Source organism: Streptomyces sp. NPDC093064, assembly GCF_044754605.1.
GTDB lineage: Bacteria > Actinomycetota > Actinomycetes > Streptomycetales > Streptomycetaceae > Streptomyces.
Window position 1 is genome coordinate 1 of record NZ_JBIVPK010000058.1, and the last position, 16009, is coordinate 16009.

General features: G+C 69.8%; 16 protein-coding genes and 3 pseudogenes. 8 read left to right on the forward strand and 11 right to left on the reverse strand.

Annotated elements, in window-relative coordinates; translation table 11 throughout:
• Positions 1-159: 159 nt before the first annotated feature.
• The 10 genes and pseudogenes from ACIQFZ_RS37380 to ACIQFZ_RS37425 form a co-directional block, all read right to left on the reverse strand.
• Complete coding sequence (locus ACIQFZ_RS37380) at positions 160-597, reverse strand: cytidine deaminase (protein WP_365429442.1); 438 nt, start codon at positions 595-597, stop codon at positions 160-162.
• 21 nt (positions 598-618) lie between these two features.
• Positions 619-792, reverse strand: a pseudogene (locus ACIQFZ_RS37385) (transposase); the annotation flags it as partial.
• 104 nt (positions 793-896) lie between these two features.
• Positions 897-1403: a suppressor of fused domain protein gene (locus ACIQFZ_RS37390; protein WP_383062597.1), complete on the reverse strand. Its 507-nt coding sequence runs from the start codon at positions 1401-1403 to the stop codon at positions 897-899.
• A gap of 438 nt (positions 1404-1841) precedes the next feature.
• On the reverse strand, positions 1842-2777 hold the full coding sequence (locus ACIQFZ_RS37395; protein ID WP_376653923.1) for a DUF4232 domain-containing protein: 936 nt from the start codon (positions 2775-2777) through the stop codon (positions 1842-1844).
• 312 nt (positions 2778-3089) lie between these two features.
• On the reverse strand, positions 3090-3719 hold the full coding sequence (locus ACIQFZ_RS37400) for a class I SAM-dependent methyltransferase (protein ID WP_383062588.1): 630 nt from the start codon (positions 3717-3719) through the stop codon (positions 3090-3092).
• A 464-nt stretch (positions 3720-4183) separates the two neighbouring features.
• Positions 4184-4657, reverse strand: coding sequence for a hemerythrin domain-containing protein (locus tag ACIQFZ_RS37405; RefSeq protein ID WP_383063302.1), 474 nt, complete (start codon positions 4655-4657; stop codon positions 4184-4186).
• Between the two features lie 20 nt (positions 4658-4677).
• Positions 4678-5934, reverse strand: a complete 1257-nt coding sequence (locus ACIQFZ_RS37410; RefSeq protein ID WP_402693333.1) for a nitrate/nitrite transporter — start codon at positions 5932-5934, stop codon at positions 4678-4680.
• A 262-nt stretch (positions 5935-6196) separates the two neighbouring features.
• Positions 6197-6337, reverse strand: coding sequence for a hypothetical protein (locus ACIQFZ_RS37415; RefSeq protein WP_402693334.1), 141 nt, complete (start codon positions 6335-6337; stop codon positions 6197-6199).
• A gap of 450 nt (positions 6338-6787) precedes the next feature.
• Positions 6788-7288 carry a hypothetical protein gene (locus ACIQFZ_RS37420; RefSeq protein ID WP_402693335.1) on the reverse strand — a complete coding sequence of 167 codons (501 nt, stop codon included), beginning with the start codon at positions 7286-7288 and terminating at the stop codon, positions 6788-6790.
• A gap of 100 nt (positions 7289-7388) precedes the next feature.
• Positions 7389-7514, reverse strand: a pseudogene (locus ACIQFZ_RS37425) (hypothetical protein); the annotation flags it as partial.
• Positions 7515-8040: 526 nt separating this feature from the next.
• Here ACIQFZ_RS37425 and ACIQFZ_RS37430 point away from each other — a divergent pair.
• The 3 genes and pseudogenes from ACIQFZ_RS37430 (at position 8041) to ACIQFZ_RS37440 (ending at position 10017) form a co-directional block, all read left to right on the forward strand.
• Positions 8041-8190, forward strand: coding sequence for a hypothetical protein (locus ACIQFZ_RS37430; protein ID WP_365429422.1), 150 nt, complete (start codon positions 8041-8043; stop codon positions 8188-8190).
• A gap of 176 nt (positions 8191-8366) precedes the next feature.
• A pseudogene (locus tag ACIQFZ_RS37435) lies at positions 8367-9659 on the forward strand (IS200/IS605 family accessory protein TnpB-related protein); the annotation flags it as partial.
• Positions 9660-9792: 133 nt separating this feature from the next.
• On the forward strand, positions 9793-10017 hold the full coding sequence (locus ACIQFZ_RS37440; RefSeq protein ID WP_402693336.1) for a hypothetical protein: 225 nt from the start codon (positions 9793-9795) through the stop codon (positions 10015-10017).
• Between the two features lie 87 nt (positions 10018-10104).
• On the opposite strand, the gene ACIQFZ_RS37445 is transcribed toward ACIQFZ_RS37440, so the two are convergent.
• Complete coding sequence (locus tag ACIQFZ_RS37445; RefSeq protein ID WP_402693337.1) at positions 10105-11310, reverse strand: globin domain-containing protein; 1206 nt, start codon at positions 11308-11310, stop codon at positions 10105-10107.
• A gap of 343 nt (positions 11311-11653) precedes the next feature.
• On the opposite strand from ACIQFZ_RS37445, the gene ACIQFZ_RS37450 reads away from it, so the two are divergent.
• The 5 genes from ACIQFZ_RS37450 to ACIQFZ_RS37470 all read left to right on the forward strand — a co-directional run bounded on the left by ACIQFZ_RS37450 (position 11654) and on the right by ACIQFZ_RS37470 (position 15576).
• On the forward strand, positions 11654-12136 hold the full coding sequence (locus tag ACIQFZ_RS37450) for a GNAT family N-acetyltransferase (RefSeq protein ID WP_402693338.1): 483 nt from the start codon (positions 11654-11656) through the stop codon (positions 12134-12136).
• Between the two features lie 168 nt (positions 12137-12304).
• Complete coding sequence (locus tag ACIQFZ_RS37455; protein WP_402693339.1) at positions 12305-13804, forward strand: AMP-binding protein; 1500 nt, start codon at positions 12305-12307, stop codon at positions 13802-13804.
• Positions 13805-13918: 114 nt separating this feature from the next.
• The gene (locus ACIQFZ_RS37460) at positions 13919-14149 is read left to right on the forward strand and encodes a hypothetical protein (protein ID WP_402693340.1); all 231 of its coding nucleotides are present in this window, start codon (positions 13919-13921) and stop codon (positions 14147-14149) included.
• Between the two features lie 184 nt (positions 14150-14333).
• Complete coding sequence (locus ACIQFZ_RS37465) at positions 14334-14708, forward strand: nuclear transport factor 2 family protein (protein ID WP_365423758.1); 375 nt, start codon at positions 14334-14336, stop codon at positions 14706-14708.
• 301 nt (positions 14709-15009) lie between these two features.
• A complete protein-coding gene (locus tag ACIQFZ_RS37470; RefSeq protein WP_402693341.1) occupies positions 15010-15576 on the forward strand; it encodes a hypothetical protein in 567 nt (188 codons plus the stop codon).
• Positions 15577-16009 lie beyond the last annotated feature (433 nt).

Here is a 16009-nt window from a genome sequence, read left to right on the forward strand (position 1 = left end):
ACCTCGGCCACGAACGCGGCCAACTCACCCCGGAGTTGCTCGATCTCCCCCAAGTCCACACGGGCAGCCTGCCGGACTCGGCACCCAAGATCAAATCAACCTAACGAAGTACTACTAGTGCCGCCTCAGGCAACGTTTGCCCTGTACCCGCCTGGGGCGTCAGCTCGTGCTGAGTGGTGCGCTCGCCTCAGCGTCGAGCTGGTGGTCCGCCCAGATATAGCTTTCGGGAAGCAGGTCGGTGACGGGCACCGTCCGGAGGCGGTCCTTTGTCCCGACGATGACCTTGAGGGCTGGAAAGTAGTCAAGGAGGACCTGGCGACAGCGGCCACAGGGGGGCACGACGCCTCGATCGCGGTCACCCACGGCGACGATGGTGTCCAGGTCATACGCGCCCTGGGCGGCAGCAGTGCCGATCAGGACCAGCTCCGCGCAGGGGCCTCCGGTGAAGTGATAGGCGTTCACCGCGGTGACGATCCGGCCGTCTCGGGCACGGGCCGCAGCCGCCATGGTGTGGTTGTCGCCCCGGCAGCGTGTGGCCGCGACGTGTGCCGCTGCCCGGATCAGCTCGTGGTCGACACGGTCGGTCTGTGTGGTCATCTTCTCTGCCTTCCTGCACGGTCAGGCGACGTTGGCCCTGTCGACGACGAAGCGTAGACGCCGGTCATCGGCGTGACGGTTTCGCCGGATGCTGTTGCGGCGGATCATGCTGCCCTGCTTTTTGTGGGTGGTGTGGTCGATACCGTCGAGGGTGAAGTCGCGCAGGACGGTGAACTGGGCTTCCACTCGGCCAAGCAGCGCCAGCAGGTCACCACTACGCGGCTCGTCACCGAAGCCGGCGAACCTGGAGCCGATACGCCCCTGGCGACCACAAACGGTGACCGCCGGAGGCCGGAATCTCAGGCGACCGACGCCCTGAACGGATCGGTGGGGATGATCTCTGCCTCGTCGAAGAGCTGCTCCAACGCCTCGTGCCCGTGACGCCTGCGGAACACGATCTCGGCTGTCGTCACGGGCAGTGCCCACAGGATGCGGGCGTGGCCCCCGGGAATCGGACAATGTTCAAGGCCGGGTCCGTGGAGATAGGGCAGGCTGATCAGCAGGTGATCGCAGGTTGAACCCGGCACCCACGGTTCACCCATCGGCATACTGTGCTCCAGGTCGAGCTGATGTCCTCCGCAGTGGTAGTAGGCGATCATCGCCATGAGCTCGATGAACCGCTGGTCTCTGACGTGAGCGGTCATCACGAACTCAAATCCATGACCGCCCTTCTCCGTCGCGGCCCAGCACCCGGCGGTCACATAGGCCCAGCTGTCGCTGCGGGGACCGGGCCCCACAACGAGAACTCGCAGATCGGGTGCTACCTCTCGCCGTTCCGGCCCGAGGTCGTAGTCGACGACCTCCACAGAGTGTCCCTCGAAGAACGCCCGGACATGTGACTCAACAGCCTCCGCAGCCAGCAGCCTCGCATCACTCACCGCGCGATCATCCCAGACCGCGATCGATCGCCCCTGGCGGCTCACTCAGCGTCATGGAGCTGCGGGCATCAGCCACGAATACGCGACACCTCAACATGCGAGCCCACCAGCCTCACCCCCGGAGAGGCCCGCGAGTTCACGGAAACAGTATTCGACGACGACACAAAGGACGCGTCGAGCCTGGTAGCTGCCGACAGCCGCTGGCGTATGCGGAAGGCCCGCCTCGCATGGTTGGCATGGCTGTACCAGTCGGAAGCAGATGGCCACGCCGAGCGGCCCGTGAAGGACTTTGCCCTCAGCCCGACAGGCTCGGAACTGCGCCTCCGACCAACGGGGAATCGGGAATGCTGGGGTCTCCTTGAAGTACTAGCGTTCCGCTTTTTTCCACGGTCTGACCCCGAGCTTTCCGGTGGTTCCGAGGTCGAGGTGCGGGGTCACCGTCACCGGGGCGGCACCCTCCTTCGCCCGGATTCGCACGTAGGGCACGTTGACCGGCGTACCGAACTCGGTGGTGTTGCGCCAGACCAGGCCGGCGGTGGCCGACTCGCCGGGCTCGAGCGTGACAGGGCGGGGCTGTTCGTCGGGCCCGGCGCCGGTGGTGATCTCGCCGCTGCCGTCGAGGATCTCGACGCCGTCGACGGGCTCGAGGTCGTCGTCCAGCAATTCCAGCAGCGGGTAGCCCTTGACGGAGTAGGCGCGCGTCCCGCAATTGTCGAGGTGAAGGCCCACGACGCGCAGCCCCATGGCGGCGTCGCCCTCGTCCGCGCTGACCCGGATCCCGGAGGCGGGGCACGTGCCCGGCTCGGCCGGCGCCTCGCCCGCGGGGACCTTGGTCACATCCAGCACCTCGACCTGCGTCACCCGCGGTGCGGTGGGCGGCAGTTCCCCGGCCCGGGCCATGCCCCGCACGGTCTTTCCGGGGCCGACGTCGCGTATGGTCTCGGTCCGGTTGGTCACTGCCCCGCCGTTATCGCTCTTGAAGGTGAAGACGATCGAGTAGGTCAGGGTCTCGGTGCTGTCATTCGTGACCTCATAGGCGGCAGAGACCCCCGGGGCCGAGCCCGTGGTGAGTCTGTCGGCGGAGACGGAGTGGCTGCGCGTGGGCGAGGGAGCGGTCGACGGGAGGGTCAGCGAAGTGATCCGTACGCCGTCCTTGCCCGGATCGTCGCTCCGCATGCCGCCGCCTTGAGACGCGGCCGCGTCGGCACCGGTGTTCCCGGCACCCGCGTGCTCCGTACCACAGGCCGTGAGCAGCAGAGCGGTCGCAGCGACAGCCAGGTGGAGGGGAACGAGTCTGGGCATGCGGTCATCTCATCAAGGCACGAACCACACGTGTGCGATGGAGATCACAGTTCCGGTCACAGGGGTGTCACAGGTGGAGGCGGAAAGATGCGGCTCCCTGACGCGTCGCAGCCGCCCGGCCCGCCGCGGCCCGTCGTGGCCCGGCCAGGAACACCGGGGAACCACCGATCCGATACACAGCGGCACGGCCGGCACGGTCAACCGGGCTGAGGCGGAGGCCCGTTGGGCGGGGAGGCTGGGAACCGGGTTGCAGGCGACCTTCATCCACTAGGTGATCTGCGCCGGCCCGCCCCCGAAGACCACGGGCACGCTCTAGTGGCGGCGGGCCAGCAAGTGGGCGTCGAGGAAGCCCCGCTCGGAGGCCGGATCGTGGAGCAGCCGGGCGAACGTGACGAGCCCGGTCCCGGCCAGCAACTCGGCGAACCGGTCCACCGGCCAGCTGTAGGCGGGCGTCACCTTGTGGTCGAAGCGGACCGGCTCCGGTCCGTCGGTCGCGAAGAACGAGACCAGGAGCAGGCCCCCTGGTGCCAGGACACGTACCTGCTCGGCGAGCAGTGCGGGCAATTCCTCAGGCGGGGTATGGATCATCGAGTAGTGGGCCAGCACGCCGCCGAGCGCGCCGTCCTCGACCGGCAGGGCCTCCATCCGCGCCTCGTCAAACCGCAGCGCCGGATGGGCCCGCCGGGCGTGGTCGACCATGCCCGGGGAGAGGTCGAGCCCGAAGGCGTCCAGCCCCAGGTCGTGCAGCATGGCCGTCAGATGTCCCGGCCCGCACCCGACGTCGGCTGCCCGCGGGTTCCCCGTCCCACGCACCAGCTCGGCGAAGGTGCCGATCATGTTCCGCGAGAACGGGTGCGTCTCCAACCGATCAGCGAACATCGACGCATACAGCTCGACGACCCCGTCGTAGGCCGCCCTGGTCTCGTCCTGGTGCTCCATCACGGCAAGGGAAGCTAACACCCGCGCACGTCCGCAGCTTCTCCGGGCCCCGTGCCGAACCCCGCCCCTGGAGACTGAGGGATGCCGTGCGAGGTCGGCCAGGCGCAGCGGCTCCGGGTGGCGGATCAGCAGTCCCAGGATGCCCTCACCGCGCGGGTAGTGACCAATCCGCGCGATGGTCTCCTCATCGACGCCGACGGTGAGGAACTGCTTGATCGTGCCTTCCTCCCCCAGCACGCCAGGCGCCCCGTACTTCGCGTCGACCAAACTCGTAGTGGACTCCACTATGCGCTGGAGCACCACCTCCAGCTCCAGGTGGGAGCCGATCGCGAGCACGGCGTCCAGCAGTGTGTGGATGCGATCGCGGGCCGCCCGCCCCTGCGTCACCTGCTGCTGCAGGCCCTCCAGCAGCTCGTCCAGCCGCAGCTGCGGCAAGGCACCCAGCGCCCCGGCATCGCGAGGTCAGGTCACGGTGACGGCGACGACAGGCGGGTGCCTGTGCGGGCGCGGACCGCCTCGACGGTTTCCCACTGCTCGGTGGTCAGGCAGGCCAGGGCGGCCGGGAAGACGCCGTCCTGCTCCTTGAGGATGTGGTGACGCAGCAAGTCGAGCGTCTCGATCAACCGCCGCGGCCAGGTGGGATCGGCCAGGAACGGTCCGTTCGCCTCCGCCAGCACGGCGTCGATGCGCCGGTGCTCGTCTTGGAGTTCGGCCATCTGCTCGGGAAAGTCGGCGGCCAGGGCCGGGAACAGACCGTGCTCCTCGACCTGGGTGTGCGGGCCGAGCAGGGCGGCGATCTCGCGGGCGACCTCCGCCATGCGAGCGACGTTGCCGCCGCCGTGGGCGTCGCGGACATGGCTGATGAGCGTCACGACCCTCTCACGCTCCTGGGTCAGCTCGTCGATCGCTTCCAGCGCCTGGCAGCCGCAGTACTCGCACATGGTGTCGCTGTCCTTCCTGCTCAGTTCGCATGGGTTGCGGGAACCCGGCGGGTGACCGACTGGCGTACGCCGGTGCCGGTGAGGGTGAGCGCCGCGGCCGCCACCGCCGCCAGCAGGGCCAGGCCGAGGGCGTAGGAGCCGTAAGCGCCGTACAGCGAGCCCATGACCAACGGCGGGATGAAACCGCCGAGGCCGCCGGCCGCGCCGGTGACCGAGCCGACCTTGTTCGCCGGGGCGATGAGCGCGACCAAGGCGAAGACAGCGCCGCTGCCCGCACCGAGTGCGGCGGCCAGCGCGAGGAAGGCGATCGTGCCGATCGGTGCCAGGCCTGGGGTGAACGCCTGGACGAAGGCTCCGGCGAGGACCACGGTCAAGGACATGGCCAGGACCCGCACCGGGCCGATGCGGTCCGACAGCCAGCCGCCGATCGGGCGCAGCGCGACCGCGAACAGGACGAAGCCGGCCATCCGGTTGGCCGCGTCCGTCTGGGCCAGACCGTAGCCGGTCTTCAGGTAGGTAGGCAGGTAGACGGAGAAGGCGACGTAGCCGCCGAAGGCCACCGCGTACAGGGCGGACGCCTGCCAGGTGATCCCGAGCCTCAGGGTGGTGGCCAGCCGGCCGGCCAGCGGTTCCGTGGGCACCGTGCGGCCGGGCGCGTCCCGCAGCACCAGGGCCGCCACCACCGCGTAGAGCGCCAGCACGGCGGCGGTGATCAAGAAGGGATTGGCCATGCCGTGCGCCTTCACCAGCTTGACCGTGGTGAGCCTACTGATCGCGGTGCCGCCCATGCCGGCCCCGAAGATCCCGATCGCGAGCCCGCGCCGCTCGGGCGGGAACCAGGCGTTGACGAAGGGCACACCGACGGCGAACGCGGTGCCGCCGATGCCGAGGAAGAATCCTCCCGCCAGCAGGGCGGTGAGCGAGGAGTGTCCGGCCAGGCCGAGGTAGAGCACGGGCACGACGGTGGCCGCCGAGACGCAGGGGAACATCACGCGCCCGCCGAAGCGGTCGGTCAGCGCGCCCACCGGGATCCGGCCCAATGAGCCGACCACCACCGGCACCGCCACCAGCAGCGACTGCTGGAACGAGGTCAGACGCAGGCTGTCCTTGAAGTGCGGGCCGAGCGGGCTGAGCAGGGCCCATGCCCAGAAGTTGACGGCGAAGCCCACTGTGGCCAGTGCCAGCATCAGCCACGCCCGGCCGGATACGGGCGCGGACGCGGACACGGACACGGACACGGCTGTTGCCTCGTTCTGCTTCCTCGACGGCTGAAGCATCGTCAGCCCGTCCCTTCGCGTCGCAGTGGTGCGGCCCCGGCTGTGGGTCCGCGGTCGCCGGCCATCCGACGGCGTGGTGCGTGCCGTCGGTCCAACGCCACTATTCGTGCGAGGAGTTCTCCATGGGTCGGGCCGTCCGGCCTGATCACCCGGTCCGGCGGTCCCTGATTTGCCGTCCGGCCGGGCCGCGAGGTCGCGTACGCCGGTTGCCCACACGTCCCGGCCGAAACACCGGACCAGTGGACGGGGGCCGTCCGGCACATCACAGACGCGGGAAGCCCCGACTGACGGTGCGGAAAGTCCACAACGGGACCGCGACACGGACGCCCGCCTCTTCGCCGTACTCGATCAGCTCCAGCAGGTCGGGGCGCTGGAACGGGTCCCCGCCGGTGATGACGTACAACGGGGCGGGCTGTCCGAACGGGCGACTGACGGATCAGGTCCTTGGCGGCGGCGGTGTCCAGCTCGCGCGGGTCGCGGTCGGGCACGGCCTCGGGTGTATACCGCTCACCGCGGCCTCCGTACAGGATGGGTACGCATCGTGCGTCCGGCCGCCCGCGAGTCAGGGCAGACGTGGCGGGCGGCCGGACGGTGACCGGTCCGGCCCGTGCGCGGCTCCCGCCACGGGGGACGGCGGTGGAGACGGCCGCGCGGGCGCTTTGCACGGTCGTACACGGGATACCTCCGGATCGGTCGACAGCCAGCATCCGGCATCAGGCAGCCCTGGGGCAGCGGCCGAAGAGCCCACGGACATGGGCCGACTGTCCCTTGTTCCAGTGATCACGACTCAAGGGGCGGCCGCCGCCCTCGTTGGCGATGGCGGCGGCCGCATGCCCGGAGACGGATGAGTCGGTCAACGACGGTGCGAGTCCGCGCCCAAGGCGTCCGCCGCGGCCACCAGTGCCGCGCCGAGGCCGGTCAGCACGCCGCCCAGGCCCATGACCAGCGCGGTGAGGTGCCAGGCCTGGTAGGCGGACAACAGCGAGCCGCGCAGCGTTTCGCCCATGAAGGCGGTCTGGCGCAGCTCGGCGAGTTTCTCGTCGTCGTTCCCCGCGGCGTACAGCTCTTCGGTGATCTCGGCATAGGTACGGCCGCCGGTCGCCTTGGCGACATGATCCTTGATCAGCTCGGCGTAGGCGTGGGCCTGAGCGCCGGTCTCCACGCTCTGGCCGGCAAGAGCGGCGAGGTGGGCGGGCAGCCCGTGGTCCGGGAACGTGATCCGCTGCGCGGCCAGTTCGGTACGGATCTCCTTGCGGCCCATACGGCCGCGCAGGACCATGCCGGGTCCGGCGACCATCAGGGCCGCGCCGGCCATCCCGACCAGTGCGCCGGCCCGGCGGTGCACAACATCCATGACATGCCCTCCTGTGTTTTTTCGTTGGCCTGGATTTCCTGGTGGTGGACTCGGCGTGTACGAGGGCGCTGAGCGGCAGCGGGTCGTGCGGCGCGACGAGCGCCATGGTGCCGCCGGCCGGGACCGCGTCGAGCGCGCCGAAGACCGTGGCATGACGCAGGGCATAGGTATGGACCGCACGTCGAGTTCGGGCACGGCCTCCTTCTCCGCACCACCGCAACCGCACACACCGCCACAGCCACCGCCCTCTTCCGCCTCGCCACCCGATATGCCCTCCACCATCTCAGGGCGATGTGATCCGGAAGCGCCTTCTACGGGCGTGTCCGCGGCCGGCTGGGAAAGGGGGCCATCCGCCACATCCCCGACGCAGCGCACCAGGCGGCCGGGCACCGGTACGGGGACATGGCGGACCACCGCCCGGCCGATGGCACCGGGCCGGACGGCGACCGGACCAGGAGCGCGCCGCGGCTGCCTCAACCCGTGGACGCGAGAAGACGTGGCCGGACAGCCGGACCTGACGGCCCGTGGCCACTCTCGGCCGGTCACAGGCCAGGATCGCCGTGCCGCGGCGGTCGTCGCCTGAGCCGACCGGCCCTCGGGCACTGCCCCATGGCCCCTGTCATGGCTCCGAACGGCCCTCGGCGCAGGGGATGTTCAGGCGGGACGGAGGTGAGGAACGGGCCGGTAGGTGTCCCGGTAGGGCCGTTCGGCCCCGGGCCCGGAGCAGGGCCCGGCGCCTAGCGTTCGTGGCCATGGAGAACGACGAGATCGCGCGTCCGTCGCAGCGGCGCGCAGGGCAGGACTGGCCGTTGGCCGCCCGTCGGCTGCTGACCCGTCGCGAGGTGTCGGCCGACGGACGCGCTGTCTTCGGTGAAGGTGATCCCCAGTGGGAGGGGTTGTGAACTGCTGGCGTTTGACAGTGGCTGGGCGTGTTCTGGTGCGTATGAGTGTGCGTGGCGTGGGTGAGGGCGTGGTCTTTGGAGGCGACCGGGAGTTCTGGTTTCGAATGCGTGACCTTTGACCGGGGGTGGTCGTTGGGTGTGGCGAGGAGTTCTTCGGCATCGGGCGGGGATGGGCAATGGGTGGGCTGCGTGAGGTGGCGGCGCCGTTTGTGGTGCCCGGCCCGTCCGGGGTGGCGATCCGCTCCAGTCTCAAGGGCCTGACCGGGCAGGACGAGACGGTCCTGCGCCTGGTCGGCAGTCTGCTCGGCTCGCTGGCCTCCCGCGACTTGAAGGCGCGCTGCGCGGCCGGGCTGGGCCAGGACGGTGAGCAGTGGGCGCGGCGCAAGCGGGCGTTGACCGGCGATTCGTCTTCGCGGTGGGCGGGCAGCATCACCAAGTCCACGCACGACCAGTGGGCGTTGGCCCGGCGCGGGCAGCTCGCCCACATTCAAGGTCTGCAGGCAGGCATCGAGACGATCACGCACCGGCTCGCTCAGCCCGTCGGGGCCAAGGGCTTCAAGGGGGTGCCGGGCGGTTACCGCTCCCGGCGGGAGTGGTTTGCCAAGTCCCGGCGGCTGCACGTGCTTCAGGACCGGCTGGAGCAGGTACGGGCCGACTGGGAGGCCGGACGGGTGCGGGTGGTGCGCGGCGGCAAGAAGCTGCTCCGCAACCGGCACCACCTCGAAGCCGCCGGGCTGACCGAGGTCGGCTGGCGGTTGCGGTGGGAGGCCGGGCGGTGGTTCCTGCAGGCCGATGGCGAGTCCGGGAAGCAGTTCGGGAACGAGACGATCCGTGTCACCCCGACCGGGGAGGTGAGCATCCGGCTTCCGGCGCCGCTGGCGGGGCTGGCGAACGCGCCTCACGGCCGGTACGTGCTCGCCTGCCGGGTCGTATTCCGCCACCGGGACGGGCAGTGGGCCGACCGCGTCGCCGCGAACCGGGCGGTGGCCTACCGCATCCACTACGACACCAGCCGAAACCGCTGGTACGTGACCGCCTCCTGGCAGAACCCGCCGGTCAGAACCATGCCGCTGCAGGCGGCTCGTGCGGGTGGGCTGGCCGGGGTGGACATGAACGCCGACCACCTGGCCGCCTGGCGCCTGGATGAGCACGGCAACCCCGTCGGCGAACCCCGCCGCTTCGACTACCAGCTGGACGGCACCGCACAGCACCGCGACGCGCAGGTGCGCCATGCCCTGATCCGCCTCCTGCGCTGGACCGCACGGCACGGCCTGGCCCTCGCGATCGAGGACCTGGACTTCGCCGCCGACAAGACCCGGGAGAAACACGGCAGACGGAAGCGGTTCCGCAAACTGATCTCCGGGATGCCGACGGCGCGGCTGCGGGCGCGGCTAGTGTCGATGGCGGCCGAGCTGGGCGTCACGGTCGTCGCCGTCGACCCGGCCTACACCAGCCGCTGGGGCGCCCGGACGCCGCCGCGCTGACCGCCATGGAGAACCGCTGCCCGGTGGAGTCCTCCGTCGAACCGGCCGGGCGCAGGGTCATGCTCGGCATCCCCACCCTGCGCCGCCGCAACCCCGACACCCCCGCCGGAGGCCGCCCGTGAACGCCCTTCCCCCCACAGTGCCCGCCCGGGTCCGCACCCGCCTGCGGGCGGCCGTGCGCCGCCCGTCCCGGCTCACACCGGAGGAGGCCAGGGACCGGGCGCTGGTGCTGCGGCTGCTGTCGCTGCAGTACCCGGCCGCCGAACTGGCCGCCGCCCGGCCCACCGTACTCGCCGCCGTCCGGTCTCTGCCCCCGTCCCCGGCCGCCTGCAGCCTGCTGTGAACGGGCCGCCAGGTCCCTGAGGACAGGACCTGGCGGCCCGGGGGCGCCATGCTGTCGTGCGGCGTGCGGCGTACGGCGGTCCGGCTCTCAGCCTTCGGCGTCAGCCAGCCACAGGTCGGGGCCGAAGACCTCGTAGCGAATGCTGCGGGCGGGGATGCCGGCCTGGAGGAGCTGGGTGCGGACGGCGCGCATGAAAGGGAGGGAGCCGCACAGGTACACGTCCGCGTCGGCGGGGAGGTCCAGACCGGCGAGGTCCATCAGGCCCGCGCGGGAACTGGCTTCCTCGGCGGCGCCCCGTTCGTGCCAGAACTCCGTTCGTACGTCGGCAAGTTGGTCCACGAGGCGCAGAGTCTCGGCGCACAGGGCGTGATCGGCCGCGGTGAGATCGGCGTGCAGGACATGAACCGGTCGAGCCGAACCCGTGGCGGCGAGGTGTTCGAGCATGGCGACCATGGGGGTGCAGCCGATTCCGGCGGAGACCAGCACGAGCGGGGTGTCGGCGTCGTCGAGGACCACGTCGCCGAACGGGGCCGACAGGGTGAGTTCGGCGCCTGCCCGGACATCGCGGTGCAGTTGGTTGGAGACCTCGCCCTCGGGGGCGTCGGCGACGCTCGCCACCCGCTTGACGGTGATGCGCCGCAGGCGGTCGCCGGGGGCGTTGGACAGGGTGTACTGGCGGGTCTGGTGGATGCCGTCGGGCATGAGCACCCGGACACTGACGTACTGGCCGGCGCGGGCCGCGGGGAGCGGGCCGCCGTCGGCCGGGCGCAGCAGGAAGGACACCACGTCCGGAGTCTCCTCCCGCCGCTCCACGACGGTCCACTGACGCCACGGCTTACGCGGGTCGACCTGCGCTTCCTGATAGAGGCGGGCCTCCCGGGCGATGAGGGCGCCGACCATCAGCCAGTACACCTCGTCCCAGGCCGCGGCCACCTCCGAGGTGACCGCCTCACCCAAGACGTCACCGATCGCGCGGAACAGGTACTTGTGGACGATCGTGTACTGGTCCTCGGTGACGCCGAGAGCGGCGTGCTTGTGGGCGATCCGGGCAAGCAGGGCGTCCGGGCGGGTGTCGGGGTCGGCCAGCAGCGCCGTGGCGAAGCCCGCGATGGACCCGGCCAGCGCCTGACGCTGCTCGCCACTTGCCTGGTTGCCGCGGTTGAACAGGCCGTCCAGCAGTTCGGGCTGATCGGCGAACATGGTGCCGTAGAAGCGGGTCGTGATCTCGTCCAGTGCACCGCCGACGGCGGGCAGGGTGGCACGGACGACGGCGGCCGACTCGGGCGAAAGCATGGCTCTCCTTTGCAGTGCGGGCAGACAGGGGACGGCGCACGCCGTCGCAGCCGGTGGTCCGCCGTGCGGACACGACCGGCACATCGATCGTGCCGGTCCTCCCGGAACTCAAGTAGGGCTGAACTTCCCCGATGTCTGGGCCTGTTGGGCAAGGCTGGTGTGAGCCCTGTCACTCCCGCGGCGTCAGAGGTACTGCCCTGCGGCTCGGTCAGGAACGTCACCATGCCGAACACAGCCCGGCGCGCCGGTCACGTTCCGGATCGCCTGTGTCGCATACGCTGCGGCGGCGGCTCTTCACATCGGCCCGGACGGCGCGGTTGCCGGATCCAGGAAGGGGTGTGGCATGAGGTCCCCAGGCGTGCACCTACGGGAGATCACCGACGACAACCGGAATGCCGTTCGCGCCCTGCGCGTCCGCCGCGACCAGAAGCAGTTCGTCGCCTCCGTGTCCAGGTCGCTCAAGGATGCGGCGAAGGGCGCGGAGGCGAATCCCTGGTACCGGGCCGTGTACCGCGGCGACGAGCCCGTCGGCTTCGTGATGCTGTCCTGGAAGCCGCCGACCGGTCCTTTCGAGGGACGGCACTTCATCTGGCGCCTCCTCGTCGACAAGCGGTACCAGGGGCGAGGGATCGGCCGGGACGCGCTCACGCAGATCGCCGACCTGGTGCGCGCGGACGGCGGCACCGAGCTGCTGACCAGCTACGAGACCGGCGACGGCGAACCGTTGCCCTTCTACCAGAAGCTCGGGTTCGAGCCCACCGGGGAGATCTACGACGGCGAGATCGTTTTGCGGCTCACCTTGTCCGCGCACCCCGGGGACGCGTGAGGCGGCAGGCAGGTAAACCTGCGGCAAGCCGCGGAGCGTTTCCAGGTCAGTCACACCACCTGACCAGGAGGATTGCCCTCATTGCCGGACGGTGGCACGGCACCTGCTCAGGGCGTAGCGTCGGCTTCGTCGAGGGTTCTCCCGGAGATCTCGGAGAGGGGATCCGGTATGAATCTCGCGTCCAACGTGATCCGCAGCGCCCGCGCTCACCCGGATCGCGCCGCGCTGCGTCTCGGTGCCGACACCGTCTCCTATCGCACGCTCGACCAGAACAGCGCCCATATGGCCGGACTGCTCCGCGACCGCGGCGTGAAACCGGGCGACCGGGTCGCGATCATGCTGCCCAACACTCCGGAGTTCGCGATCGCCTACTTCGGCGTACTCCGGGCCGGTGGGATCGTCGTTCCCATGAACCCCCTGCTCAAGTCCCGGGAGGTCGCCTACCACCTCGGCGACGCGGGGGCCCGGCTGTTGTTCGCCTGGCACGCCTTCGCCGACGAGGCACGGACCGGTGCGCGGCAGGCCGAGGCCGACGTCGTCGTCGTCGAGCCCAGCGGATTCGACGGGCTCCTCGCATCCGCCCCCTCCGCCGACGACGTGACCGACCGGCACGAGGACGACACCGCCGTGGTGCTCTACACATCCGGAACCACCGGTCAGCCGAAGGGCGCCGAACTGACCCACGCCAACCTCACCCGCAACTGCGACATCGTGGCCACCGAGCTGCTTCGGCTCACTGCCGACGACGTGATCTTCGGTGGGCTGCCGCTGTTCCACGCGTTCGGGCAGACCTGCACTCTCAACTCCGCCGTCGCCTCCGGTGCGTGCCTCACATTGCTGCCGCGCTTCAACGCCGAAAAGGCACTGGCGATCCTTGCCGGACACGGTGTGACCGTCTTCGCCGGGGTGCCGACGGTTTTCGGCAGACTGCTGCAGCAGCCCGACCTGGACGCCTACGGCGTCTCCCGGCTGCGGCTGTCCCTCTCCGGCGGCGCGGCGATGCCGGTCCAGGTGCTGCACGCCTTCCAGGCCGCGTTCCATTGCGCCGTGCTCGAAGGGTACGGACTTTCGGAAACCTCGCCTGTCGCCTCGTTCAACACCGTGCAAGCCGGGCCCAGGCCCGGTTCGGTCGGCACCCCGATCCGGGGCGTCCAGATGCGGGTGGTCGGCGACGGCACGGAGGTACCGCACGGGGAAGTCGGCGAGATCGCGATCCGCGGGCACAACGTCATGAAGCGGTATTGGCAACGCCCCGAGGAGACCGCAGCCGCCATCCGGGACGGCTGGTTCTACACCGGTGACCTCGGCCGGGTCGACCAGGACGGATACTTCTGGATCGTCGGACGGACAAAGGACGTGATCATTCGGGGCGGTTACAACGTGTACCCCCACGAACTCGAGGACGTGCTGTACGAGCATCCCGCGGTCGCCGACGCCGCGGTCATCGGCCTGCCCGACTCCGATCTGCCCGCCCCGCCCACGGCGCCCAGGACGCCCTCGCCCGTACCGTGTGCTGTGCCGTGTGTCGCGTTCATGTGCCGCGTTCCTTCCGTTCGGCTCTGCGCTGCGGGGATCGGATCGCGTCTGATCGGGTCGTGCACACGACGCTACAAGCCGGGAACAAGGCGGGGCATTGGGCACAGAGCACCAATTTCCGGCGAAAATTGATATTCATGGGTGGTTTTGCCTGCTCCGCGCTGGTGAGCCTCGCGCGGGGCCGGTTCGACGAGGTCACCGTGACAGGGGACCAGGCCCGCCTCGGGGCGGCTGACCGGCGCGTCCGTGGTCCTGCGGCTCACCGGTCTGGACCTCGGGGGCACGCCGTGCGCCGGGCACGTGCGGGGTCGGATCACCGTGCTGCCGGACGCCGTCCCCGACGCCCCGCCCCAGACCTCGGAAGGACTGCCGGTCACCGGCGTGACGGCCGACCCCGCGTCAGGCACCCTCACCTCGGCCAACATGGTGGCCACCGTCCGCGCGGACGACGTGGCGTTCGGCGGCACAGCCCGCTGACGGACAGTCCGGCGCTGACGGGCGGAGCACGGAACGAGCGTGCGCCGCCAGTCAACGCCATGGCACACGGGCCCCGGCTGCAAGGGATCGGATGAGGAATTCGAACTCACGCCGGCCCGGCGGATGGTCCCCAAATACACTCGTGAAAGGTCCCGTTGCGCGAACCACCTGGTATGACTGGTGCATGCACGAAGAGACCGCTCAGTCCGCGATCGATACATTCATCTCCGCTTTCAACGCCTCGGACGACAGCTATGTGACGGCTCTGCTGTCCCAGTCCCTGACTTCGGATGTGATCTTTTGGGGACCGTTGGGGCGCAGCGAGGGGATCGAGTCCGTCGAGCGCTTTGTGCTGGACATCCGGCACCACCCGGCAGGAAGTGGCACGATGGTCCGCTGCTCGGGGGTGGATATGCCGGATGAGTGGGCCCGGTACCGGTGGGTCTTCACCACACCGGACGAGGGCCCTCGCCTGGCGGGGACGGACGTCGTCCACCTGCGGCGAAACCTCATCGATCAGATCGTCGTCTTCGCGGGAGAGATCCAGCCTTCTTCCTGAACTTCCTCCCCTGGCAGCCCAACCGGGGGGCATCGTCGGCGTCGCGGAGAAGCCGGTACCGACGGGCACGTACGTCGTCGACTGCGGAGCGGCACGTGGGTACCGAGAAGGACAACAATCGTTCGGCGTCTTCGTCTATGCAGTGATGGCCGCGTTTTCCCCCGGCTGGGCTCATGATGTCACGCATTGAACATGTCCGAAATGACAGTTAGTAGGGGTGTCATTACGTTCATCTCAGGTCGGTCACTCGACCGACGTCCGTGAGACAGAGAGAAGTGACATGCCCACGCGTACCTTTGCTGTGGCCGCTGCCGCCGTAGGCGCGGCGGTCCTTGCAGCCACCGGTATCACCTACGCCGCGACCTCCGGATCCTCCCCGGCGTCCCCATCTGTCCACCAGCCGGCCGCAGCTGTCCACCGGGCGGCCAAGCCCGAGAAACCAGCCGCCCAGCCCGACCAGCGGGCCGCCCCTGCCGCCGCTCCCGAGAGCGGCGGCGGCCCAGGCGGAGAGAAGGACGGGGGCCGCGGACGCGATGGCGGCGGACGCGATGGCGGCGGACGCGACTTCGGCCGCAAAGAAGAGGGAAGGATCTACTTCAACGACCGCGTGTACTCCGCTGCCGCCGAAGGCTGCATCACCACGGCCAGCGGACTGGGCTCCAGCAGCTTCAACGTTTTCAACGACAGCCGGAGGACCATCGAGGTCTTCCGTGGCTTCACCTGTGACAACGGCGCTCCGGTCGCCACCGTGGGTCCCCACGGCGCCACCAATGGCGTGGTGACCCGCACCGTCCAAGGGAGCCTGTTCGGTGACGATGGCGTCGTGGGCAGCTTCCTGGTGCTCACCGACGACGGCGACGATTGGTGACAGCACCGTCCGGAGCACAGGAAGGATTCCGGCCCGCCGTAATCGGGCCGACACTCCCCGAACCGCTCCAGGTCTGACACGAGACTCCGAGCCCTCCCGGAGCCCAGCCTCTTCGAGACACCAGAAAACGGCGCCTGACCTGGTCTTTCGATCGTCAGGCGCCTCTTGTGCGACCACGCTCACGGCAGGGCCTGGTCTTGCGCGGTGTTCCAACGCGCCCGTGGACTCGGCGAGTTGCTCGCCATGACGTGGCACAGCCGGAGGGAGCGGGCCCCGGCCGCCGTCCGAGAACCGGCTCGCAACAGCGGGGGCCGTAGGAATATTCCGGCGCGACGACTCCTCGGCGCGTGGTGCACCTCACGCCCGACTTAGTTCACCGTTCAACAAGTCGGGGTTAGGGTCTTCAGTGCCCAGTGAGGCATATAAGCACCAA

What these genes read in the sequence shown, in the direction of transcription:
- ACIQFZ_RS37450 (WP_402693338.1), top strand. Translation starts at nt 11,654, where the DNA reads ATGAGGTCCCCAGGCGTGCACCTACGGGAGATCACCGACGACAACCGG.
- ACIQFZ_RS37430 (WP_365429422.1), top strand. Translation starts at nt 8,041, where the DNA reads ATGGAGAACGACGAGATCGCGCGTCCGTCGCAGCGGCGCGCAGGGCAG.
- ACIQFZ_RS37455 (WP_402693339.1), top strand. Translation starts at nt 12,305, where the DNA reads ATGAATCTCGCGTCCAACGTGATCCGCAGCGCCCGCGCTCACCCGGAT.
- ACIQFZ_RS37405 (WP_383063302.1), bottom strand. Translation starts at nt 4,657, where the DNA reads ATGTGCGAGTACTGCGGCTGCCAGGCGCTGGAAGCGATCGACGAGCTG.
- ACIQFZ_RS37465 (WP_365423758.1), top strand. Translation starts at nt 14,334, where the DNA reads ATGCACGAAGAGACCGCTCAGTCCGCGATCGATACATTCATCTCCGCT.
- ACIQFZ_RS37445 (WP_402693337.1), bottom strand. Translation starts at nt 11,310, where the DNA reads ATGCTTTCGCCCGAGTCGGCCGCCGTCGTCCGTGCCACCCTGCCCGCC.
- ACIQFZ_RS37380 (WP_365429442.1), bottom strand. Translation starts at nt 597, where the DNA reads ATGACCACACAGACCGACCGTGTCGACCACGAGCTGATCCGGGCAGCG.
- ACIQFZ_RS37420 (WP_402693335.1), bottom strand. Translation starts at nt 7,288, where the DNA reads ATGGATGTTGTGCACCGCCGGGCCGGCGCACTGGTCGGGATGGCCGGC.
- ACIQFZ_RS37395 (WP_376653923.1), bottom strand. Translation starts at nt 2,777, where the DNA reads ATGCCCAGACTCGTTCCCCTCCACCTGGCTGTCGCTGCGACCGCTCTG.
- ACIQFZ_RS37410 (WP_402693333.1), bottom strand. Translation starts at nt 5,934, where the DNA reads ATGCTTCAGCCGTCGAGGAAGCAGAACGAGGCAACAGCCGTGTCCGTG.